At 36.8% G+C, this 22,565-nt stretch carries 12 protein-coding genes and 1 tRNA gene; 11 read left to right on the forward strand and 2 right to left on the reverse strand.

What is annotated here, in order from left to right; all coding sequences use genetic code 11:
• Positions 1 to 176 precede the first annotated feature (176 nt).
• On the forward strand, positions 177 to 2,378 hold the full coding sequence (locus QMO11_RS12010; RefSeq protein ID WP_282037514.1) for a glycoside hydrolase family 3 C-terminal domain-containing protein: 2,202 nt from the start codon (positions 177 to 179) through the stop codon (positions 2,376 to 2,378).
• A 293-nt stretch (positions 2,379 to 2,671) separates the two neighbouring features.
• Here QMO11_RS12010 and QMO11_RS12015 read toward each other — a convergent pair whose 3' ends face one another.
• On the reverse strand, positions 2,672 to 5,554 hold the full coding sequence (locus tag QMO11_RS12015) for a carbohydrate-binding protein (RefSeq protein WP_282037515.1): 2,883 nt from the start codon (positions 5,552 to 5,554) through the stop codon (positions 2,672 to 2,674).
• 397 nt (positions 5,555 to 5,951) lie between these two features.
• Here QMO11_RS12015 and QMO11_RS12020 point away from each other — a divergent pair, with 397 nt between their 5' ends.
• The 9 genes from QMO11_RS12020 to QMO11_RS12060 all read left to right on the forward strand — a co-directional run bounded on the left by QMO11_RS12020 (position 5,952) and on the right by QMO11_RS12060 (position 19,541).
• On the forward strand, positions 5,952 to 7,610 hold the full coding sequence (locus tag QMO11_RS12020) for a DUF6377 domain-containing protein (protein WP_282037516.1): 1,659 nt from the start codon (positions 5,952 to 5,954) through the stop codon (positions 7,608 to 7,610).
• A 250-nt stretch (positions 7,611 to 7,860) separates the two neighbouring features.
• Positions 7,861 to 8,532 (forward strand): hypothetical protein, encoded by a 672-nt coding sequence (locus QMO11_RS12025; protein ID WP_282037517.1) that lies wholly within the window; start codon positions 7,861 to 7,863, stop codon positions 8,530 to 8,532.
• Positions 8,533 to 8,566: 34 nt separating this feature from the next.
• On the forward strand, positions 8,567 to 11,521 hold the full coding sequence (locus tag QMO11_RS12030) for a SusC/RagA family TonB-linked outer membrane protein (RefSeq protein ID WP_282037518.1): 2,955 nt from the start codon (positions 8,567 to 8,569) through the stop codon (positions 11,519 to 11,521).
• Positions 11,522 to 11,591: 70 nt separating this feature from the next.
• Positions 11,592 to 13,082 (forward strand): RagB/SusD family nutrient uptake outer membrane protein, encoded by a 1,491-nt coding sequence (locus QMO11_RS12035; RefSeq protein WP_282037519.1) that lies wholly within the window; start codon positions 11,592 to 11,594, stop codon positions 13,080 to 13,082.
• A gap of 10 nt (positions 13,083 to 13,092) precedes the next feature.
• Positions 13,093 to 14,778, forward strand: a complete 1,686-nt coding sequence (locus tag QMO11_RS12040; RefSeq protein ID WP_282037520.1) for a SusE domain-containing protein — start codon at positions 13,093 to 13,095, stop codon at positions 14,776 to 14,778.
• 63 nt (positions 14,779 to 14,841) lie between these two features.
• The gene (locus QMO11_RS12045) at positions 14,842 to 16,302 is read left to right on the forward strand and encodes a glycoside hydrolase family 30 protein (protein ID WP_282037521.1); all 1,461 of its coding nucleotides are present in this window, start codon (positions 14,842 to 14,844) and stop codon (positions 16,300 to 16,302) included.
• 80 nt (positions 16,303 to 16,382) lie between these two features.
• Positions 16,383 to 17,843, forward strand: coding sequence for a glycoside hydrolase family 30 protein (locus QMO11_RS12050; RefSeq protein WP_282037522.1), 1,461 nt, complete (start codon positions 16,383 to 16,385; stop codon positions 17,841 to 17,843).
• Positions 17,844 to 17,933: 90 nt separating this feature from the next.
• Complete coding sequence (locus QMO11_RS12055) at positions 17,934 to 19,022, forward strand: hypothetical protein (RefSeq protein WP_282037523.1); 1,089 nt, start codon at positions 17,934 to 17,936, stop codon at positions 19,020 to 19,022.
• Between the two features lie 186 nt (positions 19,023 to 19,208).
• On the forward strand, positions 19,209 to 19,541 hold the full coding sequence (locus QMO11_RS12060) for a hypothetical protein (protein WP_282037524.1): 333 nt from the start codon (positions 19,209 to 19,211) through the stop codon (positions 19,539 to 19,541).
• 104 nt (positions 19,542 to 19,645) lie between these two features.
• Here QMO11_RS12060 and QMO11_RS12065 read toward each other — a convergent pair.
• Positions 19,646 to 19,718 (reverse strand) — tRNA-Gln (locus QMO11_RS12065).
• Between the two features lie 312 nt (positions 19,719 to 20,030).
• On the opposite strand from QMO11_RS12065, the gene QMO11_RS12070 reads away from it, so the two are divergent.
• On the forward strand, positions 20,031 to 22,397 hold the full coding sequence (locus tag QMO11_RS12070; protein ID WP_282037525.1) for an arylsulfatase: 2,367 nt from the start codon (positions 20,031 to 20,033) through the stop codon (positions 22,395 to 22,397).
• Positions 22,398 to 22,565 lie beyond the last annotated feature (168 nt).

Raw genomic sequence — 22,565 nt, forward strand, 5'->3', positions numbered from 1 at the left:
GGCTTTAAGAGTAGCGTTAGACTAGCTTTATCTATGAGCTGACTAGTTATTGTTCAGTGATAAAATGTTAAATCGGGATGTCAATATAATACTTTTGAGGGAAACATTTCATGATTAAATATTTCATTTGCTTATCGTAGCCATGGGGTTTAATTATGAGCAAAAACTATTCGCAGATGTACAATCAAAAATCTATTGTTTATGCCTTCGTACTATTTGTATTTGGCTCATTACAATTATTAAAAGCACAAGAGCTTGATTTGTCCTATATGGATCCTAACTTACCCATTGAAGAACGGGTTGAGTTACTCGTTAGTCAAATGACTTTAGAAGAAAAAATTAGTCAGATGGTAAATTCGAGTCCCGAAATACCACGCCTGAATGTAAAGAGCTACGATTGGTGGAACGAGGCTTTACACGGAATTGCACGTAATGGAAAAGCTACCATATATCCACAAGCCATTGGCTTAGGAGCAACTTTTGATCCTGAGTTGGCAAATCGTGTAGCATCGGCAATCTCTACTGAAGCACGTGCCAAGTATATTATTAATCAAGAAATGGGAAACCATAGCAAATATGCGGGTTTAACTTTTTGGACGCCCAATGTAAATATCTTTCGCGATCCGCGTTGGGGAAGAGGGCAAGAGACCTATGGCGAAGATCCATTTTTAATGGCTCAAATGGGCGTTGCTTTCGTGAAGGGATTGCAAGGAGATGATCCTAAGTTTCTGAAATCAGCAGGCTGTGCCAAGCACTTCGCTGTTCACTCGGGTCCCGAAGCAGACCGTCATCATTTTAATGCCGAACCCAATAAGCAAGATTTATACGAAACTTATTTGCCTGCCTTCGAAGCGCTTGTAAAAGAGGCCAAAGTTGAAGGTGTTATGTCGGCGTACAATGCAGTTTATGGCGTTCCGGCCAGTGCAAGCAAACTGTTATTAAGTGATATTTTGCGCGATCAGTGGGGTTTTAATGGATACGTAACTTCCGATTGTGGTGCCATTAGTGGTGTTTGGAATAAACTAAAATACGTAAAAACGCCTGCCGAAGCTGCGGCTGTTTCTGTTAAAGCGGGTACCAATTTAAATTGTGGAGGAACTTATAAAAGCCTCAGCAAAGCAGTAGAACAAGGTTTGATTACCGAAGAAGAAATAACTGAGTCTGTTTCTCAATTATTTCGCACGCGTTATAAATTAGGTTTGATGGATAAGGATTTAGACCACCCTTATTTTAAGGTTGGGAAAGAGCACATTCATAGTGAAGCCAATGTTGCCTTAGCGCGTGAGGTTGCCCAAAAATCTATTGTACTTTTAAAGAATAGTAATAATACATTGCCTTTATCAAAGGATATTAAGATTCCTTATGTAACAGGTCCTTTTGCCAATTCTGCCGATATGTTAATTGGTAGTTATTATGGAGTAAGTCCTAACCTAGTAACAGTTCTTGAAGGGGTTGCCGATGCTGTTTCTTTAAGTAGTTCATTAAATTATCGTTCGGGAGCATTGCCATTCCAAAAAAATATTAACCCCAAAAACTGGGCCCCTAATGTGGCTGCCGAGTCGGATGTTACCATTTGTGTGGTTGGTTTAACTGCCGATTTTGAAGGAGAAGAGGTGGATGCCATTGCTTCTGGAAATATTGGTGATAAGGTAGATTTAAGATTACCACAAAATCAGATTGATTATGTGCAGCAAATTGCCAAAGTGAAAAAAGGCCCTTTGGTGTTATTAATTGCAAGTGGTAGCCCGGTTTCCCTTGAGGGAATTGAGGAGCATTGCGATGCGATAATGCAGATTTGGTATCCAGGTGAGCAAGGAGGAAATGCTGTGGCAGATGTTTTATTTGGAGATGTATCGCCAAGTGGACACTTACCAATTACATTCCCTAAGAATGTTGCCCAACTTCCGAGCTATGATGATTATTCAATGAAAGGCCGCACTTATAAATACATGACTGAAGAGCCAATGTTTCCATTTGGATTTGGATTAACTTACTCAGAAACGGTTTTGAATGATTTAAAAGTAAGTACAGCTAAGATAAAGAAGAACGATGTGCTGAATATAAGTATTGATGTGGCCAATACAGGCGATTACGATATTGATGAGGTTGTGCAATTGTATGTGAGTCCGGTTGAAGTAACAGGAAATATACCGCATACAAGCTTAAAGGCTTTTAAACGTATTTCTCTAAAGAAGGGCGCAACACAAAACGTAAGTTTCGAAATAGAATCAGACGATTTGAAAGTGGTAAATACCGATGGTGAAAAAGTTTGGCGTAAAGGTGCCTATAAAGTAATTGTTGGTAATGCTTCTCCTGGAGCATTAAGCGAAAGATTGGGTGCTGCTAAGCAATTAGAAGAAACTATAGTACTTAAATAACGGTTCAAAATTTTTGCACAAAAAAAGGGATGTAACCGTTGTTGCATCCCTTTTTCTTAACCTAAACCCTAATCTATGAAAAAAAACTTCTTATGTCTGTTTAAAGCGGATTTCTTAAAAATTGGAACGCTTTAGAAGCGTTCCAATCTTATAACCTAAACCCTAACCTAATCTATGAAAAACTCTCTTGCTCTTCGATATGGAATATTGCAAAGTGTGTGCCATAAAATTAAGTACAAGTCGTTTTAACTCCAATTAACATTTGATCTAATTTTCTAGGGTTATTTCAGTATTTATTTCTTGATAAATTTAAATAAGTACGCTTCTCCGTTATAAGTAAATCTCAGGATATAAATGCCATTTTGTAAAGAGCTCAGATCAATGCTATTTCCAAAATGCTGAGCAACCTTATTTCCAGTTAAATTGTAAACTTCAAGTTGAGTTACTTCAGATAATCCTTTTATGTTAATCCTATGTGTAGCAGGATTTGGATAAATTTCAAAGTTAGTATGTTCTATGGTATGTGCCGACGCAGATATTGCTCCATTTTTTAGTTCGCTTGGCATAATCTTCATCCAATTAAAATTAAAGCCAGATTTTGTTACGGCTATTGCTAATTCTAAATTACCAGCATTTAATGTAACATCATGAGAAACGCTTGTCCAGCTTTGCCAATTACCCGTTTTAGGAACGGAGATTGTTCCATAAACCGTTCCTCCACCAAATTCTTCAAGCTGAAACTCAGCTCCGCCGTTCTCACTAGCCACTCTATATTCAATGGTATAGATACCTGTGCTTGGTATGTTAACATGGTATCCCATCCAGTCACCATTATCAATCCATCCAACATTTAGTCCACCTCCAATATCACTGGTGTTTTCTGTTTGAATACCTGACATCTCAAAATAATCTTCGGCTTCAATTAATATTGCGCTTTGATCAGTTGGTTTTTCAACAACAGTTATTATGCAATTGGCATATATATCTTCAACACTGGCTTTAATAGTGTATGTTCCGATTTCCTCTCCCACGAATAAGCCATCAGAACTGATGTTGCCATTCGCAAGTTCCCATATTTCTGAAACTGCAATTTCATTGCCGTTTTGATCATATCCTTTTGCTTCCAACTGAATGCTTTCTCCAAGGTAGATTGTGCTTTCTAATGGTTCTATTGTTAGGCTATCTAGATAAGAGGGCTGGTCTTTTGAGATGTTAAGCTTATCAAAATTTAATGCGCCATTAAAAACCAAGCGAATAACTTGGGTACCGGCATTAAGATTTATTGTTTTGCTTTTAGTTTCCCACGCATCCCAGGCTCCAGTATTCGGAACATCCATTGTTGTTATGGTGTTTTCGTTTATTTGCAATTGAATTTCTCCAGTTTCTTCAGGACTAGCAACAGTATATTCTATCTTATAGGTGTTGGTACTTTGTACATCTATGGTGTATTCAAGCCATTCGCCATTTTCTATCCAACCAATTGCATAGGACCCGTTATATCCTTCCGTTATGTCAACATTCTCATCCCTATAGTTAATTCCATGGTTGTGGTCTGATAACTCATAATAAGCAGAACATCCAATATCAAAGTTTTCGCCTTCGATTATACCTGGAATTTGCGCAGGACTGCCTAAGTATGGGCTTTGGTTTCCAGAGCATATTGTTTTGGCAGTTGTTGTAACATCAGAACTTGTGCAGTCTGAGTTAAATGAAACTATAGTAAACGTATAGTTGGTGGACTCGCTTAAATTTGAGAAAGTGTATGTTGTTAAATCTTGCTCAAGCTCCACATTTTCTCCGTTAGAGCAAGTAATAATATAACCATCTTCATCACTTGCATCTATCCATGTTAGGCTAATAGAAGTAGCAGATATGTCACTTGCTGTGAATGTGCTAGGTACATCAATTGTACAAGGAGGAGTGCTAGGTTTCACCGCATCGTAAAAAGATTGATCCCAAATTAAGCCATGTGATCCATTTGCAATATTATTATTGCAAAAATCAATCATGTTGTTATAAAGATCGGCAGGTCCTTCCGAATTAGAATTAATTGCATTTTTTAGTTCTTCATATGCATTGTTGGGTTCAATGGTCCAAAGGCACTTATCGTGAGACATTTTTTTAAATGACCATGGGAAGTAATCTACATTATTGTTTACACACCAATCGGTCATGTTTCTGAGGTTGTGCATATCGCTTTCTCCATATTCACCTAAAATTAATGGTACGTTTAGGCTATTGCACAAGCTTAATCGGCTATCTAATTGAGATACATCTGTGGAATAATGGTGTGTTTGATATACCATATTGTCATCCCATCTTGTTGAAATACCTGATGTACTTTGTACTTGTGTATTATTCCAATCTAATTTAGCCATATCGGAACCCCACCAGCTACCTTCAGCAACAATAATGTGGTTGTTATCAACTTCCCGAATTGCATTTCTCATGCTAACCATTGAGGCTAATAGCTCAAATTCTCGACCAGGTTGAGGAACAGGTTCATTTATTAAATCGTAACCCCATATGATAGGTTCATCGCTATAGTAACTTGCTATGTGTTTCCATACCATGCTTGCGATTTGCACATTATCATCGTCCCAAAACTTTACAGTTTCTCTTGGTTGACTAGCATTAGAGTTAATATTATCAGCGTGGTCGCCAGGATTCTGATAGCCGGGCGCTGCATGCATATCTAATAAAATATAAATATTATATTTTTTGCAGTATTGAATGAGGTGATCAAAGTATTGAAAGCCATCATTTTTTACAGCTGTTCCATCCCAGAATAAATTATAATGAAAAGGAACTCTTACAGAGTTAAACCCAAGGGAAGATAAATCTGCAATGGCTTGTTCAGTTACATAATTCATGCGCCATTGATGCTCAAACTCTTTGGCCTTATCCATATCGTTACCAAATGCGGTTGATAAGCTATTTAAAAACTGTGTGTGGGTTCTATAATTGAAATCACCCATCATTAAGTACCCTTCCCATAGTAGCCAGTTGCCGAGGTTCATTCCGTTAAAGTAGATATCATTTTCATTGGCGTCAACAATCTTAGTACCGTTGGTATGAATATACTGAGCCTTTATGTTAGCATTTAGGCATAAGAGTAACAATGACAACAATAGAATGTGGCCTTTTTTAAGTAGTGTTTTTTTGTTTTTTTTCATAGTGATTTTATTTTAATTAATAATGCCAGTCAATTAGTAACTGGTAGTAGATAGTATTGTAGAATAAGGGACTAGTTACTCATAGTTATCAGTAGGTTAACGATTGTTAACAAATCTATTGATACAGTTAGCTGAATAAAAACTTAGGGAACAATAAAGTGGATGATGGTTTGCTTTTCAGGGAGTTAAAGGGTTGTTAAAGAAGTCTTAAGGAGATTGTGTTGTTTTAAATAAAGTGGATTGAATGTTTAAATAGTATCTATATTTCTTCAATTATTTTACTGCCTAAGATTAAAATTTAAAATATTTAGTTTTATTTGTTTTAGAATCATCTCTAGTTAAGAACTGCTTGTCGTTTTATCATTCTTAAAATGGCCTTTAATGTTATTAAGTTGTTATGAAAAATATCTATACACTAATTGTATTTCTGTTTACGCCATTTATCCTTAATGCATCAGAGTTAGATTCGCTTATGAATGTGTTGAAAACAGACATCAATAAGAGACCAGCCTATGACGCACAAAAGGAAAATCGTTTAGAAAATTTTACTAAGCTTATTAAAGAAAGAAACTTACAAGGCGAAGAGTTATTTTATATAAATAATCAATTGATTAAAGAATATGAAGCATACTCTTATGATTCAACACAGCATTATATCAAGCAAAACCTTCAATTGGCTGAATCGATTAACAGTTCTAAATTAATTGACTATTCGCGTTTGCGTTTGACTAATATTTTGGCAAGTTCTGGGCGATATTACGAGGCCATAGAAATGCTTAATAAAGTAAATGCAGCTAATTTTGAGGATGAGCAATTAATAGACTATTATCAAGATAACATTAAGATATTCACGGATCTTAGTGTATATAGCCCACTAAATGATAACTATCAAAAGTATGCTGCAATTGCCCAAAACTATACAGACTCACTTATTCCTTTATTAGGTAGTGATTCAGAAGAATTGCTGTCGATTAAAGAAAAGGAATACCGCGATAAAAGGGAGTTAGAAAAGTGTATGCAAATTAATGATATTCGTTTATCGAAGGCTAAAATGGGCAGTAGGAGATACTCCTTAATAACCTTTGAGCGTTCTTTAATCTATCAGTTGCAAAATAATACTGCGCAAAGAAAAAAGTATTTAATACTTTCTGCCATATCAGATATCAGATCGGCCATTAAAGACAATGCATCGCTTACCGAGTTAGCCTTGATTTTACACAAAGAGGGGGAAGTTGAATTGGCTTATAACTTTATAAAAGTAGCATACGATGATGCATCCTTTTATAATTCGAGGCTGCGTTTTACCCTTATTTCTAATATTCTACCTGTAATTAATCAGGCCTACTATATTAGGGGAGAAGAACAACGAGCCAAAATGCAAAATTTCTTAATCATCATTAGTTTCCTGTCGCTACTTTTTATACTCTCGCTATTTATAGGTTATCTTCAGTTGCGTACGCTTCGTAAGGCGCAGGCAAAGCAACATGAATCTAATCTTTATCAAAAGCAATTAAATAAAGATTTACAGCAAATTAATATACAGTTACAAGAAGTGAATGATGATTTAAAGGAAGCAAACCTTGTTAAGGAATATTATATAGCAAACTTTCTTACCATTTGCTCTAACTATATTGATAAGCTCGATAGCTACAACAAAAATGTATACAAGCAAATTACAAATCAAAAGGTTCAAGCCTTATTAGCTTCTTCAAAATCTAATAAATTACTAGCTGCAGAGGTAAAAGAGTTTTACCATAATTTCGACAGTACATTTTTACATATATTTCCGCACTTTGTTGAAGCGATTAATGCCTTGCTCAATGATGAAGATCAAATTATACTAAAGAATAAAGAAGCCTTAACAACTGAATTAAGGGTTTTTGCTCTAATTCGATTAGGGATTAAGGATAGCTCTCGTATAGCAAAGTTACTTCGCTACTCTGTAAATACCATTTACAACTACAGGGCAAAGCTCAAAAATATGGCTAAAGGCGATCGAGATTCATTTGAAGAAATGGTAATGAAAATTGATGCAACCCATGTGTCAATGGATTAAAAATTAACAATTCTGTTAATATCTGTTAACTAATTAACTCATTTATAGTCCACTTTTTTAGAATAGGCTTATTTTTGTAATCGCCTGTATATTAGTGGTTATTAGTATTTGGGTGTTTGTATTTATCCACTTTTTGAGTCCCTAGCTTCGCAATTCCTCTTTTTTTCAATTCTCTTTACATTCCAAAGATTGATAGGTTAAATCATCTATGTATGCATTGTATATGCATCTGGAATTAAAAGAAAATGAAATGAAAAAACTACTACTAGGTCTGATGATGTTATTATGCATCGTAACTGCAAATGCACAATATAGTGTTACGCTAAAAGTGATCGATAATCAAGCAGGAGCTTTAACCAATAATGTGGATGATAATAACGAAACGAATGTGTTTTGTTGGGCTGGAAATGATGATGGTACTTTATATGATGGAGATTGGTGGTACCCAATGTATACCGGAGAGTTAGGTAGAGATAACGGATCATTATTAAAAGAAGATGGAGTATGGACTTGGCAATGTACATTTCATAATGTTGCTCCAGCTGATTACAGTTGGAACCCACATATGAAAACAATTGGTTGGCAAGCCATTAATACACTTTATTATTATGCTGATGATGCCAACCTTTCTTTCACAGTAGCCAGCGATGGCTCTATTAGTGGTAATACAACACTATCTCTTCCTTTAACTTCTACTCAGGTAAGTGCAAATAATTCAGAGCAGTATAAGGTTTACGCAAATAGCAAGCGAATTATGGTTGCTGGCATAACAGATATGACACAAGTATTGGTGTATAACATGGCAGGAGCATTAGTTAATAAGGTAACAACAGCAGATACAAAATATGCAGTGGAAGTAGATGAGCCAGGTTTGTATTTGGTGATAATAGATGGATCTACATTTAAGGTGAGTGTTAATTAGTCTATAGTATTAAATATCTAAATATTTATTTTTTATGAGTAAAATTCTTAGAAGGGGATATTATAAACTCCTCTTATGTACAGTGTTGGGGTTGATTGTGTCCAGTAGCGTAGCTGCTCAGCAATCCAAATTGAGTGGTGCAGTATCCGATACAAATGGAAATCCTATTCCAGGCGTATCAATTCAAGTGAAGGGATCAATGCTTGGGACAATTACGGATATGGATGGAAAATATGCGCTTAGCGTAGAGGGAAATACACAGAGCGTTATTGTGTATAGTTTTATAGGTATGCAAAGTCAAGAAGTGGTATGGACTAATCAAACTACTATTGATGTTGTGTTGCTTGATGAGGTTCACGGACTAAATGAAGTTTTGGTTGTAGGTTATGGAACGCAAGAGAAGAAGGATATTACCGGAGCTGTTGCTTTGGTAGGAGCCGAAGAATTAGAGTCGCGACCAAATACACAATTAGGGTCCTTAATTCAAGGTAGAGCTGCAGGTGTTCGTGTAGCTTCAAGTTCTGGTAAACCATCGCAAGGTTTAAGTATTAGAGTGCGTGGTACAAACTCTGTTACGGCAGGTAGTGAGCCACTATATGTAATAGATGGTATACCTACCAGTGATACGCGATCTATCAATCCGGCTGATGTGGAAACCATTACGGTGCTGAAGGATGCCTCTTCAGCCGCTATTTACGGATCGCAAGGTGCCAATGGAGTTGTTTTAATTACAACAAAAAAAGGAACTACAGGTAAACCAACAGTAACTTTTGATGCATATACCGGATTCTCTGAAGTATGGAATACTCTACATGTATTAAATGGTGAGCAGTATAGAGATTTAATGACCGAGATGGGACAGTCAACGGATTGGAACAAATACAATAAGAACACCGATTGGCAAAACGAGATTTTTCAGCGAGGCGCATCTCAAAATTATCAGTTATCTATGTCTGGTAAAAGTGACCAAACGTCTTATTACGTTTCTGGAGGATGGGTTCAGCAAAAGGGTGCCGTTAGAAGCTCGGAGATGGATCGTGCTAACTTTAAAATTAATTTAGATCAAGAGGTAAATGATTGGTTGTCTGTTGGAACTCGAATTGCTTATACAAAGTATCGCGATGTTGATGTAAACGATAACAATGCAGTGAACCAAGGTGGTGTTTTAACAGGAGCCTTAAATACACCGTCGGTAATTGGTATTTATAACGAAGATGGTACTTTTACGAGTAATCCATTTCAAAACTGGGAAAATCCTGTGGCAAGTACCGATGGATCTGAGCGCGAATATAACAGCGAGCGTTTCTTAGGTAATATGTATGTTAAAATACAGTTTCTTAAAGATTTTAACTTCAAAAGTAATTTTGGAGTAGACAATAGTAATGGTGTTTACGATTACTTTTTAGATCCTTACCGCACCAGTTATGGTCGTGCTAAAACCGGAATTGGAACTAATAATACGGATAGATCAAGCTATTGGATGACTGAGAATATCCTTAGTTTTAACAAAAAAATCGGAAATCATAATATTGAAGCTTTAGCAGGTAATGTTATTCAGAAATACCTTTGGGAGAATGCATACATTACTACAGAGAATTTTTCTAGTGATGGCATTACAACCACAAATGGAGGTTCAATCATATCGAGTGCAGGAAATACCAAAGCAGAAAAATCAAACGTTTCTTATTTGAGTCGATTAAATTATGGCTTTGCAGATAAATACCTTATCACAGCCAACTTTAGAGCGGATGCATCTAGTGTTTTTGGTGAGGATAACAGATGGGGTTACTTCCCTTCATTCTCAACAGGATGGCGTATATCTCAGGAATCATTTATGCAAGATATTTCATTTTTAAATGATTTAAAGATAAGAGCTGGTTGGGGTATTGTAGGTAACGATCAAATTAGAAATTATGCCCACTACGGAACTGTAGGTTCTAACAATTACCCAATTGGAGGTAGTTTAATGCCCGGAACTTATCCTCAAACAATGGATAACAAATCCTTAAAATGGGAAGAATCAGAGCAAACAAATATTGGATTAGATATAAATGTATTTAACGGAAGAATTCAATTTGTGGCAGATGCTTATTTGCGTAAAACTCGCGATTTATTATTGGATGCCCCACTTCCTACAAGTACGGGTTATACTTCTGCTCTTCAGAATATCGGAAACCTTGAAAATAAAGGTCTTGAGTTTAGCTTGAATACAACCAATATAGATAAAGAAATAAAGTGGACATCAGGCTTTAATATCTCGTTTAACCGAAATGAAGTTACAAACTTGGTAGTAAAAAGCTTACCAATGGGTAATGTTGCAGGAAGAGGAGAAGCCATCTTGTTAGAAGAAGGACAGCCCTTAGGTACTTTGTATGGTTATGTATGGGGAGGTGTAGATCCTGAAACAGGAAATGCCTATTACTTAGATAGTAATGGTGAGAGTACTTTTAACCCAACAGCCGATGATCGTACTGTGATAGGAAATGCGAATCCTGATTTCTTTTATGGTTTTAGTAATACTTTAAGTTATAAAGGAATTGGCTTAAATATTTTCTTTGAAGGTGCACATGGTAATGATATGCTTAATGCTACGCGAATTGATTCGGAGGGTATGATTGATCCTAAAAATCAGCTTGCAACTGTTAACAATAGATGGAGAGAGCCAGGTGATGTTACAGATATTCCAAGAGCAAGTTGGGCAAATACTGATAATTCGCGCATCTCAACCCGCTTTATTGAAGATGCTTCTTACCTAAGATTAAAAACGGTTAGTTTAAGTTACGATTTGCCACAGAGTTTACTATCAAAAATAAACCTTAGTAATGTGCGAATTTATGCAACCGGTGAAAACTTACTCACTTTTACAAACTACAGTGGTTTCGATCCTGAGGTAAATGCTTTTGGAGGTTCTAATACCATGCAAGGAATTGATTATGGTACTTATCCGCAAACGCGAAATTATATTTTTGGTTTGAATGTTACATTTTAATCTTCATTACTACGAGAATATTTAGTAGCAATTTTAATACACTTATTATTCTCCCATTAATACAAGCAATATGAAATTACATAAATATATATTAGCATTAGTTATTGGCGTTTCGGCCTCGTCGTGTAACGACTTTCTGGATCTTAAGCCAATCTCGGAAGAAACAACTGCTAATGCCTACAATAAATTAAGTCAAATAGAGGCAGCTCTAACTGGTACTTACGAATCATTTCAATCTGATGCGTATGTATGGAATAATGTACAGTTTCAAGATGTTCGCTCAGATAATCACTATGCAGGTGGCGATAACCCATTTTTTTATGAGGTAGATTATTTAGATATATCTGCAACAAACGAAAAAGTCTATCAAAGTTGGTCTAATATTTATAACGCCGTATTAAAGGCGAATATAGTATTGGAACGTATTCACGATGTTACAGATCCTTTGTTAACCGAAGAAAGAAAAAATGAAATTATTGGAGAAGCGTTATTCTTACGTGCATTTCATTATTACAATCTGGTAAATCTATACGGAGGTGTACCTTTAGTACTTCAGGTAACTAACTCTACAGATGCTTCAAAAGTGAATATCCCGCGTTCAACGGCAACAGAGGTATTTGCACAAGTTATTACAGATTTAGAGGAATCAAGTCAACTTTTACCAGATACCTATGGATCAGATGCCAATGTAAATAAAGCACGTGCTACAGCTGGTGCAGCATGGGCATTGTTAGCAAAGGCGTATGCACAAAAGCCGAACCCGGATTATGCCAAGGTGCTTGAATGTATTGAAGAGCTTGATAAAAGTGCTGCAAATTATAGACTGATAGATTATACTCACCTGTTTGATGGTGCACATTTTAATAACGATGAGTCGATACTTGAAGCACAATGGATTGCAGGTTCTGATGGTAACTGGGGCCCACAAATGTTATTGCCACCTTCAATAAGTGGGGATGATTGGAGAAAGTTTGTAACACCTTCTCAAGATTTAATAGCCGCCTTTGATTCAGAAGGTGACGATATCCGAAAAAATGCTTCTGTGTTAATGGAGAACGTTTCATGGATTGATGAATATTATGGTATAGATCAGCCAAGTGATGACAATCCTCTACCCAATAATGTGGCTTTTGCTTACAAATGGAAAAATGCATCGGGATGGTCAAGTGCCGACAGACAGTATTTTTTACGCTATGGCGATATCGTATTGCTTAAGGCAGAAGCTTTAAACGAAACAGGGCAATTGGGATTAGCTGCCGATGAAGTAGATCGTATTAGAACGCGTGTTAACCTACCTAAGTTAACGCCAGAGCAAAAAAGTTCAAAGGAAGTTTTAAAGATGCGCATTTTAAAAGAGCGCAGATTGGAGTTGGCGCAAGAGGCGCAGCGTTGGGATGATTTAGTGCGTTATGATGTAGTGGTTCAAACAATGAACGATTTGGTAGAGATTGATTTAAGAAATAATACGCCAATAGATTATAACATGACAGAATCAAAGATTCTATTACCAATTCCGCAGCAAGAGCTTGATAGAAATCCTGAACTAGTTCAAAATCCTTAAAACAATAATGATGAAAAATATAATATTGGTATTATTAGTATCCCTAATGGTTTGGGGATGTGAAGAAGAGAGTAATCTCGATCCAAGTGGGAATTGGGAATTGAGTGAACCTGCGGTAAAAACCTTTAATGAGGGTAATACACTGGTTTTAGACGAATCAAAACCACAAGAGATAATCACCTTTAACTGGGAAGCTGCTGTTTCTTCCGAAAGATATGGTGTATACTACACCGTACTGATTGATTCTTTAGATGCTGAAGATAGTAGTGCTCCAATTCTAAAAATAGATGCTTTAGAAGGAGGAAAAGCCCTGTCGGCAACAACAACTTATATGGAGTTAAATGATGCTTTATATATGACGGGTTTTAAAGCTGGTGAAGATTTGGAATTAACATGGACGGTTGTAGCCAATTGTTTAAGTAAACAAACACAAGCTGGCGAATCGTTAAAAGTAAATAGATACGATGACGATAAACTGTTTTTAGCCGGAGCTGCAACAGAGGTGGGTAACGATGCTTCAAATGCAATTTTAATGTACCGTAAAGTTAATGGAGCAAACGAAAAACTGCATTTATTTGAGTCTTACACTTTATTAAAAGCCAATGAGCCTTTCATGGTTTATAATGGTAGGAGTGAGAATGCGGTGCAATATGGTCTTTCTGACGATGGTAAACTAGTTAAGGGTGGAAGTCCTATTGTTGCCGATACCGAATCGGTTTATAGAGTTGTTGTTGATTTTGATCAAATGACAATTGAATTAAATCCTATTGAAAGATTAGGGATTATTGGTGCTCCTCTTGAGAATGGTTGGGATTCTGACGAAATGTTAGCCTATAAAGGTATGGGTGTTTGGCAATCTGACATTAGCTTTGTTAGTACCGGTAGTTTTATTTTCAGAACAAATGATAACTGGAGTTATAACCTGAAAAAGGTAGTCGGTTCAACAAACACTATCATGTCAGAAAGCTTTGCCGGCGACCAGGGTATTGATGTAGAAGACTTCTCTATGGATGAACCGGGTTATTATACACTTACCGTAAACTTGGTTGGCGAGGGTTATACCTTAGATGTACAAAAAGCGCCAGAGTCGCGTATGTATTTAATTGTAAACGGAAGTAGTCACGAGTTAACTATGGTAGGCGATGGAATATTTACTACAACTGAATATTTGGCGCTACAACCAACTGATGCATTAATAATTAATACAGAATCTGATGGTTCAGGAATGAGCTATAGCACAAGTGATGCCATTGAAAGTGGTAGTGGCGATAAAGTTGAGGGTACTGTTGCTCTATCGAATATGGATGCAACCTTTTCAACAAGTTTCGATCAGGCCTTTGGTTTTACAGTAGATGTGAATGCTGGCGAATTAACTTGGCACCACTATAATATTAAATTATTCCATTGGGATGATGATGCCGAAGGTGGCTGGGATGATAAGGTAGAAGTACTAATGACTTATTCTCATCCTTATACATTTACCGCTACAACAGATTTACAAGCTGATTTTGAATCTAAGTTCTTTTCTCCTTGGGATGTTCAGTTTGGCGCTGACGATCCTAATGCCTTAGCGGGATCTATGACTAACGGAGGAGGTTCAAACTTCACTAATATAAGTGCCAGCGGAAGCTATGATGTTACAATTGTTGTGGCTGGTGATTATGCAACAGGAACATACGAGTTTAAAGCCAGATAACTACAGTTGAAACTAGTGTCTGTTACTTTAGCAGACATTAGTTTCATTATTTAATTAATGACGATGATGAAATCAAAAAATACAATTTCAATTACATTTCTGTTTTTACTAGTTTTCAGTATGATGGGAGCTCGTTGTAAAAAGGATACGGAAGAAACTCCAAAACCTCCAGTTACCCCTGAGGTAATTGATGTTACAGCTTATCTTTCATATAATGATGGTAGCTCTAAGTTTCAGAAACAAGATTGGACTTTCTCTGAAATCTCAGAAAATGGGAAGTCTACGATTGTAGTTGATGCTGAAACACAGTTTCAGGAGATAGATGGCTTTGGATATACCCTAACCGGAGGTAGCGCCATGCTCTTAAAAGGTATGAGCGATGTGAAACGTAGTGTTTTATTAAACGAATTATTTGGTACGCAGGATAATCAGATAGGCGTAAGTTATTTGCGTATTAGTATTGGGGCTTCTGATTTAGATTCTTATACTTTTTCGTATAACGATTTACCCCCAGGCGAAACCGATGTAGATATGACTCAGTTTTCCTTGGCTCCTGATCAAGATTTCTTGATTCCAGTCTTGAAAGAAATATTAGCGATAAATCCCTCTATTAAAATATTAGGATCGCCTTGGTCTCCTCCTGTATGGATGAAGACGAATAATGCCACAAAAGGCGGAGAGTTAAAAGAAGAGTTTTATCAAGCATACGCCAACTATTTTGTAAAGTATGTGCAAGAGATGGCTCAAAACGGGATAATTATCGATGCCATTACAATTCAAAACGAACCATTGCATCCGGGTAATAATCCAAGTTTATATATGCCTGCACTTGCGCAAGCAAACTTTATTAAAACAGCACTTGGGCCAACTTTTGAGGCCAATGGTATAAAAACTAAAATTATTCTTTACGATCATAATGCTGATAAAACAGAATATCCGATTTCAATACTCGACGATCCAGAGGCGAAGAAGTATGTTAATGGTTCAGGGTTTCACTTATATGGAGGCGATATAAATAATTTGAGCAAGGTGCATAATGCACATCCAGACAGAAGTTTGTATTTTACAGAGCAGTGGATAGGAGCGCCGGGTAACTTTGGCGAAGATTTGGTTTGGCATACCAATAATCTAATTATAGGTGCTACTCGCAATTGGTGTCGTAATGTATTGGAGTGGAATTTAGCATCAGATCCTAATTTAGGGCCTCACACAGAGGGTGGGTGTACAGAATGCCTAGGTGCTTTAACTATTGATAATGATGATATAACCAGAAATCCAGCTTATTATATTATAGCTCATGCTTCAAAATTTGTACGTCCGGGATCTGTGAGATTAGATTCCAATGTACCATCAAACCTTAACAATGTGGCTTTTTCAACACCCGATGGAAAAACTGTAGTGGTGGTGATTAATAACGCAGATTCTGAACAGGAATTTAACATGCAGGTGGATGGTAAATTAATAACTAGCAAATTGGCTTCAAAAGCTGTAGCTACCTATGTGTATACCCCTGAAGCGAAGTAGGCACGCAGATTAACTAACGCAAAACAAGTAGGATTATCTCCTCTATTTAGGGAGGTAATCCTAAAAAATAAAGAGACTATATGAACTTTAAAAATTTAATAGCAATAGGGCTTATAGCTGTGGCATGTTCACCACAAAAGACATGTGAAAAAGAAGTGTCAGCAAATATTGAGTGGGCCTACAAATCTAGTATTGAGGTTTACGAAACTTCGGCTAATACTGATCATAGGTTATCAGCAACACCATCAACTAGTTTTGGTAAGGCAATTCAGCCTTTAGAAACAGAATTGGCAGTTTTTGTTAATCCATCTAAGCAGTTTCAAACCTTTATAGGTATTGGTGGAGCAATAACTGATGCGGTTACCGAAGTCTTTGATCAGTTATCAGCTCCAAAGCAAAAAGAATTAATGGATGCTTACTACGGTCCAAATGGTATTGATTATACCTTATTGCGTACCACAATTCATAGTTCAGATTTTGGCAGCGAAAGCTATACTTATATTGAGGAGGGCGATAAAGACTTAAAAACCTTTTCGATTGATAGAGACAAAAAGCTTCGCATTCCAATGATTAAGGAAGCCATGCGATTGGCAAGCGACTCTTTACTATTTTATGTGAGTCCTTGGAGTCCGCCTGCTTTTATGAAAGGACGAGAGAACATGCTTAGAGGTGGTTCATTATTACCAGAATTTTATCAGTCGTGGGCATCGTATTACGCCAAGTTTATTAAAGCTTATGAAGCAGAAGGAATGCCAATTTGGGGACTTACTATTCAGAATGAACCAATGGCCGTTCAAACTTGGGAGTCGTGTGTGTATACTGCTGAAGAGGAAAGAGATTTCTTGAAAAATTACCTAGGGCCAACCCTAGAGAATGAAGGATTAGGCGATAAAAACATTGTGGTTTGGGATCATAACAGAGACTTAATTACGCAACGTGCCAATACTATTTTTGGTGATCCTGAGGCGGCTAAATATGCATGGGGAATTGGTTTTCATTGGTACGAGCGATGGGCCGGTGGCGAGTCGATGTGGGATAATCTTAAAAATGTAAAAGAATCCTATCCTGATAAAGAATTGTTATTTACTGAAGGTTGCATTGAGTCATTCGACGTAACAGAATATCAACGTTGGTCCAATGGTGAGCGATATGGAAAATCAATGATTAACGATTTTAATGCAGGAACAGTAGGGTGGACCGATTGGAATATTTTGTTAGATCATACCGGTGGACCTAATCACGTAGGCAATTTCTGTTTTGCACCAATCCATGCCGATACGCGAACAGATGAATTAATTTATACACCATCGTATTATTATATCGGACATTTTTCAAAGTTCATTCGTCCGGGAGCTAAAAGGGTGAGCACAAGTTGCAGCAGAAGTTATTTTCACAGCACTTCATTCTTAAATACCGATGGAAGCATGGTAACTGTTGTAATGAACGATACGGATGAAGCCATCAATTATAAATTAATTGTTGATGAGGTTGAAACGAATTTAGAGATTGCAGCCCACGGAATTCAGACGCTTGTTTATTAAAGCGTCTAGAGTTATACCTATTTCTTAATAAGTGCACATTTTTATAACAGTTATGCCCAGCTTGAATTCATATTAAATCTTGATTAATCAATGAACCAAATTAAACTGATCATTATAGCATTAACAATTTCTTTTACAGCAAGTAGTCAAACAGCACATGTTAACTATTTGAAAGAAAACAGTAATGAACCCTCTGCGTATTTGAATCATCTATTTAGTCAGAATGATTTGGTGTTTTTATGCGAACGAAGGCATACTGAAATGACTCAGTATGATTTTATACAAGAAATTATATCAACAGACTGGTTTATCAAAAACGTTGGTTTTGTGATAACAGAGATGTGTACACGAACAATTCAGGATAAGCTTGATAGTCTTCTGTTATCAGAAGACTTACCAAGCGACGAATTACAGAATGCCTTAATAAGCATATGTAGAAACAATTCAGTACATACTTTATGGCATTACTCCAGCTTTTACAATTTTGTAAAACACATTTACGAATTAAATCAAAAGTTAGAAGGTGATGACAAGGTTCGTTTAATTGGTGCCGATATCAGTTATTCTTGGGATTCAATAAAAAGTAAAAATGATGCCAAAATTGCCATTCAGCATAATAGAGATACAGAAATGGGGCAATTTATTGTAGATTGGTATAACAATGACTCTACCCGTAAGGCATTAGTAATTATGAATACAAGGCATGCGTATTTTTCAAAGTACTCTGCTGCAAAATATACAAAATGGAAGTTGCCGCACACTACAACTAATGTTTACTTAAATGAGTGTTCAATGTCAGGAAAGCTTATAAATAAGGGTGTTTGGGACAATTCATTTGAAACTTTAGGTAATAAGCCGATGGCTTTTAAACTAAAAGGCTCTCCATTTGGGAAAGACCCATTCGATCATTTTTATAACAATAAACAAAAACTAATTTGGGAAGAGGTATTTGACCATCTTGTATTCTATAATCCTATAGAAGAGATGTACACTTCTCAAGGAGTGAGCGGCCTAGTTACAAGAGATTTTGAAGCGGAATACAACAGACGGCATAAATTCAGGTGGTATAGAAAACCTAAATCCTTTTTTCAAAGAAGGCTTAGAAATAGTAAGCATCAAGAGATAAAAATCAAATTATATAGAAAAACAGGTAACCGTGTTTACTTGCGGAAAGGGTAATGACTGATTGAATGATAGCAGGGCATAACAATGTATCATAAGTAATGCGTTAAAAGTATTATTATGAATGATATAGTAGTTAATAAATGACGGTGTAAGCTGATAGTTTGGAGTGGGAAACCTCCAGCTACTCATTCTCTCACCGATATGTGCACTTTATTCTATGAAAAACTTAAATCTAAAATAATGGAAAGAAATACATTAGTAGGAAGTGATAGAGGTGGAGGTGAGCAATATTTATCTAATTCTGGAGCAAGTCTTAGTTCAGAAGATTTAATAGCTGTAGGTTTTAAAGAACAGCATCATTTTATTGCACGCAATGCCGTAATTTTTAAACTATCGCGAAATAGGCATTTGTGTTTGGCCAATATTGGTACTATTGAAGAAGAACTCTGGCTTTGCGAATCTGACCATCAGAATGACAAAAAGATTATTGATATGGTTAGCCTCCATAATTATAAATATAACGGATATATAGATATTCAGAAAGTAAAAGGAATCATAAGTCTAGTAGACTAAAGGTTTAAAGTAGCGAGACATTATATCGTTAACAAGGTGTACTAATATTGCTAAGTATGGCCATAAAAAAAGCCCGATATCAATTTGATATCGGGCTTCTTCTGTTGTCCCACTAGGGCTCGAACCTAGACTCTTCTGTACCAAAAACAGACGTGTTGCCAGTTACACCATGGGACAATCCTAGTCTTTCTCTGTGAAAGCGATGCAAAAGTAATTTATTTTTTAAAACTGACAAAATAAATTACTCCGATTTTCAATCTTTTTTCAGGTTTATCTAATGTCGACTTGTTAGTGTGTTGTATTGTAGTGGTTTATATTTCATGTTTTAATTTCTCAAACGGGTAACTAAAAACTACGTGATACACCTAATTATAAGATATCAGTTAGACACCAATATATTTTAGGGTTTAATACATCACCTTTGTTAAGTCTCTTAATTGAGTGTATTCAGGATAATTAAGAACTGTGTTTAAATTTAAAATATACGATATGAAAACGAAACCATCATTATTAACAATATTAATTCTGTCCTTTATGGGAGTAATTAATGTTGTAGCGCAAGAAGTTTTGCCCTTTGCGCCTGTACCATCGGCATCAGTACCCGGAAGAACGCTTGGAGAATCTAGTCATCAGAAGCGAAGTGTACCCAAGCACCTGCCTGATGATGCTCCCAATATTATTATCGTTTTATTGGATGATGTTGGCCCTGGCCAAGCTGGCGCTTATGGAGGTGAGATTAATACACCGACGCTTGAAAAAATAGCCAATGAAGGTATTAGTTATAATCGCTTTCACTCTACGGCTATGTGTTCACCAACTCGTTCAGCTTTGCTTACCGGACGTAATCATCATAGAGTAGGCAATGGCGTTATTTCTGAATATTCTAATGATTGGGATGGCTATTCAGGCGTTATTCCTCAAAGCAGTGCTACAGTAGCTGAGGTGCTTAAGCAATATGGTTACGCTACTTCTGCTTTTGGGAAATGGCATAATACACATCCTTCTGAAACCAGTGAAATGGGTCCTTACGATCGATGGCCAACAGGCTATGGTTTCGAGCATTTTTACGGATTCTTAGGAGGGGAGGCTTCGCAATATGAGCCAACATTAGTAGAGAATACCAATTTAGTTGATCAAAGTAAAATTCATCGTGAGGGTTATCATTTAAGTGAAGATTTGGCTGATCAAGCTATTGATTGGTTGCATAAACATAAATCGCATCAGCCAGAAAAACCGTTCTTCTTATATTGGTCTAGTGGAGCAGCGCATGGTCCGCATCATGTTACTAAAGAATGGGCCGATAAATATAAGGGTCAGTTCGATGATGGTTGGGATGAGTATCGCAAGCGTGTATACGAAAGAGCTAAGAAAATGGGGTGGATTCCGGAGAATACACAATTAACTCCACGCCCAGAATCTATGCCTGCATGGGAAGACATACCTGAAGACGAAAAGGCTTTTCAAACTAGGTTGATGGAAGTTTATGCTGGATTCATGGAGCACGTAGATGTGCAAGTGGGGCGCATGATTGATGAGGTTGACGAATTGGGATATAAGGACAATACCATTGTGTTTTATATCTGGGGTGATAATGGAGCTTCAGCAGAAGGGCAGAATGGAACCATATCTGAATTGTTGGCGCAAAACACCATAAAAACCACAACTAAACAACAAATTGAAGCACTTGAGAAAATTGGAGGTTTAGATGAAATAGGCGGACCAAAAGTGGAGAATATGCAACACGCCGCTTGGGCATGGGCAGGAAGTTCTCCTTATAAAGCCACAAAATTAGTAGCATCGCACTTTGGAGGCACACGTCAGCCTATGGCAGTAAGGTGGCCTAAAAAGATTAAGGCAGATGCAACACCTCGTCCTCAATTTCATCATGTAAATGATATAGCACCCACTATCTACGATATATTAGATATTACACCCCCGCGTGTTGTAAGCGGAATAGAACAAGATCCGATCGATGGTACAAGTATGACATATACTTTTGATGATGCAGAAGTTGAAGGCACTAAGAAAACCCAGTATTTTGAGATTATGGGGAGTCGTGGCATCTATCACGATGGTTGGTATGCCTGCACCTTTGGGCCTCGTATCCCTTGGGTACCTGGATTGCCAGAAGGATTCAATACTTGGACACCTGATAACGATACATGGGAGCTGTATAATTTGGATGAAGATTGGTCGCAAGCAAACGATTTAGCAAAGAAGCATCCTGAAAAGTTACAGCAGATGAAGGATATATTTTTAATGGAAGCAACCAAAAATAAAGCTTTACCTATTGGTGGTTCCTTTTGGTCAACAGCGGCTATGCATCCTGAAGATGCTCCTATGAAACCCACTACAGAATGGAATTTCCCTAGTCCAATAACACGTATTCCTGAAGCCAATGCACCACGTATAGGTAACACTAATAATTCGGTTGTAATTAACGCCGAAGTCACTGAAAAAACCAATGGTGTGTTATATGCTTTAGGTCCTCATGCAGGAGGTATTAGCATGTTTGTTGAGAATGGTTATTTAAATTATGAGTACAATTTGTTTTTAATGGAGCGTACTAAAATTAGAGCCAAGAAGCGTTTGCCTAGCGGGAAAGTAAAAATAGAAGTCATCTCTCGCATGGAAGAAAATAAAATCTTTGCACCGCTCATGGTTACCATAAAAGTGAATGGCGAGGTGTATGCCACGGGCAAAGTGCCTAAAACAGCTCCCTCAATGTTTTCATTTAACGATGGTTTCGATATCGGCACCGATCTAGGTTCTCCGGTTGCAGAATCATATTATGATAAAGCACCATTTGAGTTTGATGGAGAAATAAATAATGTTGTTATTAAGTATATTGATTAGTGTAGTGTATAGTAGTCAGTAATTTATGCCCTTAACCCTTCACTTAACCTCCTTTGGTACTTTACAATAAGTATTAGGGGAGGTTTTTATTTACCCAAAAACTAGGTGGAACACCTATATTTTTAAACTAGGGGTTCAGCAAATAAATAGGCGGTACTAGTACCCTAT

The organism is Saccharicrinis aurantiacus (genome assembly GCF_947489045.1).
Classification (GTDB): domain Bacteria; phylum Bacteroidota; class Bacteroidia; order Bacteroidales; family Marinilabiliaceae; genus Saccharicrinis; species Saccharicrinis aurantiacus.

What these genes read in the sequence shown, in the direction of transcription:
- QMO11_RS12030 (WP_282037518.1), top strand. Translation starts at nt 8,567, where the DNA reads ATGAGTAAAATTCTTAGAAGGGGATATTATAAACTCCTCTTATGTACA.
- QMO11_RS12045 (WP_282037521.1), top strand. Translation starts at nt 14,842, where the DNA reads ATGATGAAATCAAAAAATACAATTTCAATTACATTTCTGTTTTTACTA.
- QMO11_RS12035 (WP_282037519.1), top strand. Translation starts at nt 11,592, where the DNA reads ATGAAATTACATAAATATATATTAGCATTAGTTATTGGCGTTTCGGCC.
- QMO11_RS12020 (WP_282037516.1), top strand. Translation starts at nt 5,952, where the DNA reads ATGAAAAATATCTATACACTAATTGTATTTCTGTTTACGCCATTTATC.
- QMO11_RS12010 (WP_282037514.1), top strand. Translation starts at nt 177, where the DNA reads ATGTACAATCAAAAATCTATTGTTTATGCCTTCGTACTATTTGTATTT.
- QMO11_RS12040 (WP_282037520.1), top strand. Translation starts at nt 13,093, where the DNA reads ATGAAAAATATAATATTGGTATTATTAGTATCCCTAATGGTTTGGGGA.
- QMO11_RS12060 (WP_282037524.1), top strand. Translation starts at nt 19,209, where the DNA reads ATGGAAAGAAATACATTAGTAGGAAGTGATAGAGGTGGAGGTGAGCAA.
- QMO11_RS12055 (WP_282037523.1), top strand. Translation starts at nt 17,934, where the DNA reads ATGAACCAAATTAAACTGATCATTATAGCATTAACAATTTCTTTTACA.
- QMO11_RS12050 (WP_282037522.1), top strand. Translation starts at nt 16,383, where the DNA reads ATGAACTTTAAAAATTTAATAGCAATAGGGCTTATAGCTGTGGCATGT.
- QMO11_RS12015 (WP_282037515.1), bottom strand. Translation starts at nt 5,554, where the DNA reads ATGAAAAAAAACAAAAAAACACTACTTAAAAAAGGCCACATTCTATTG.
- QMO11_RS12070 (WP_282037525.1), top strand. Translation starts at nt 20,031, where the DNA reads ATGAAAACGAAACCATCATTATTAACAATATTAATTCTGTCCTTTATG.
- QMO11_RS12025 (WP_282037517.1), top strand. Translation starts at nt 7,861, where the DNA reads ATGAAAAAACTACTACTAGGTCTGATGATGTTATTATGCATCGTAACT.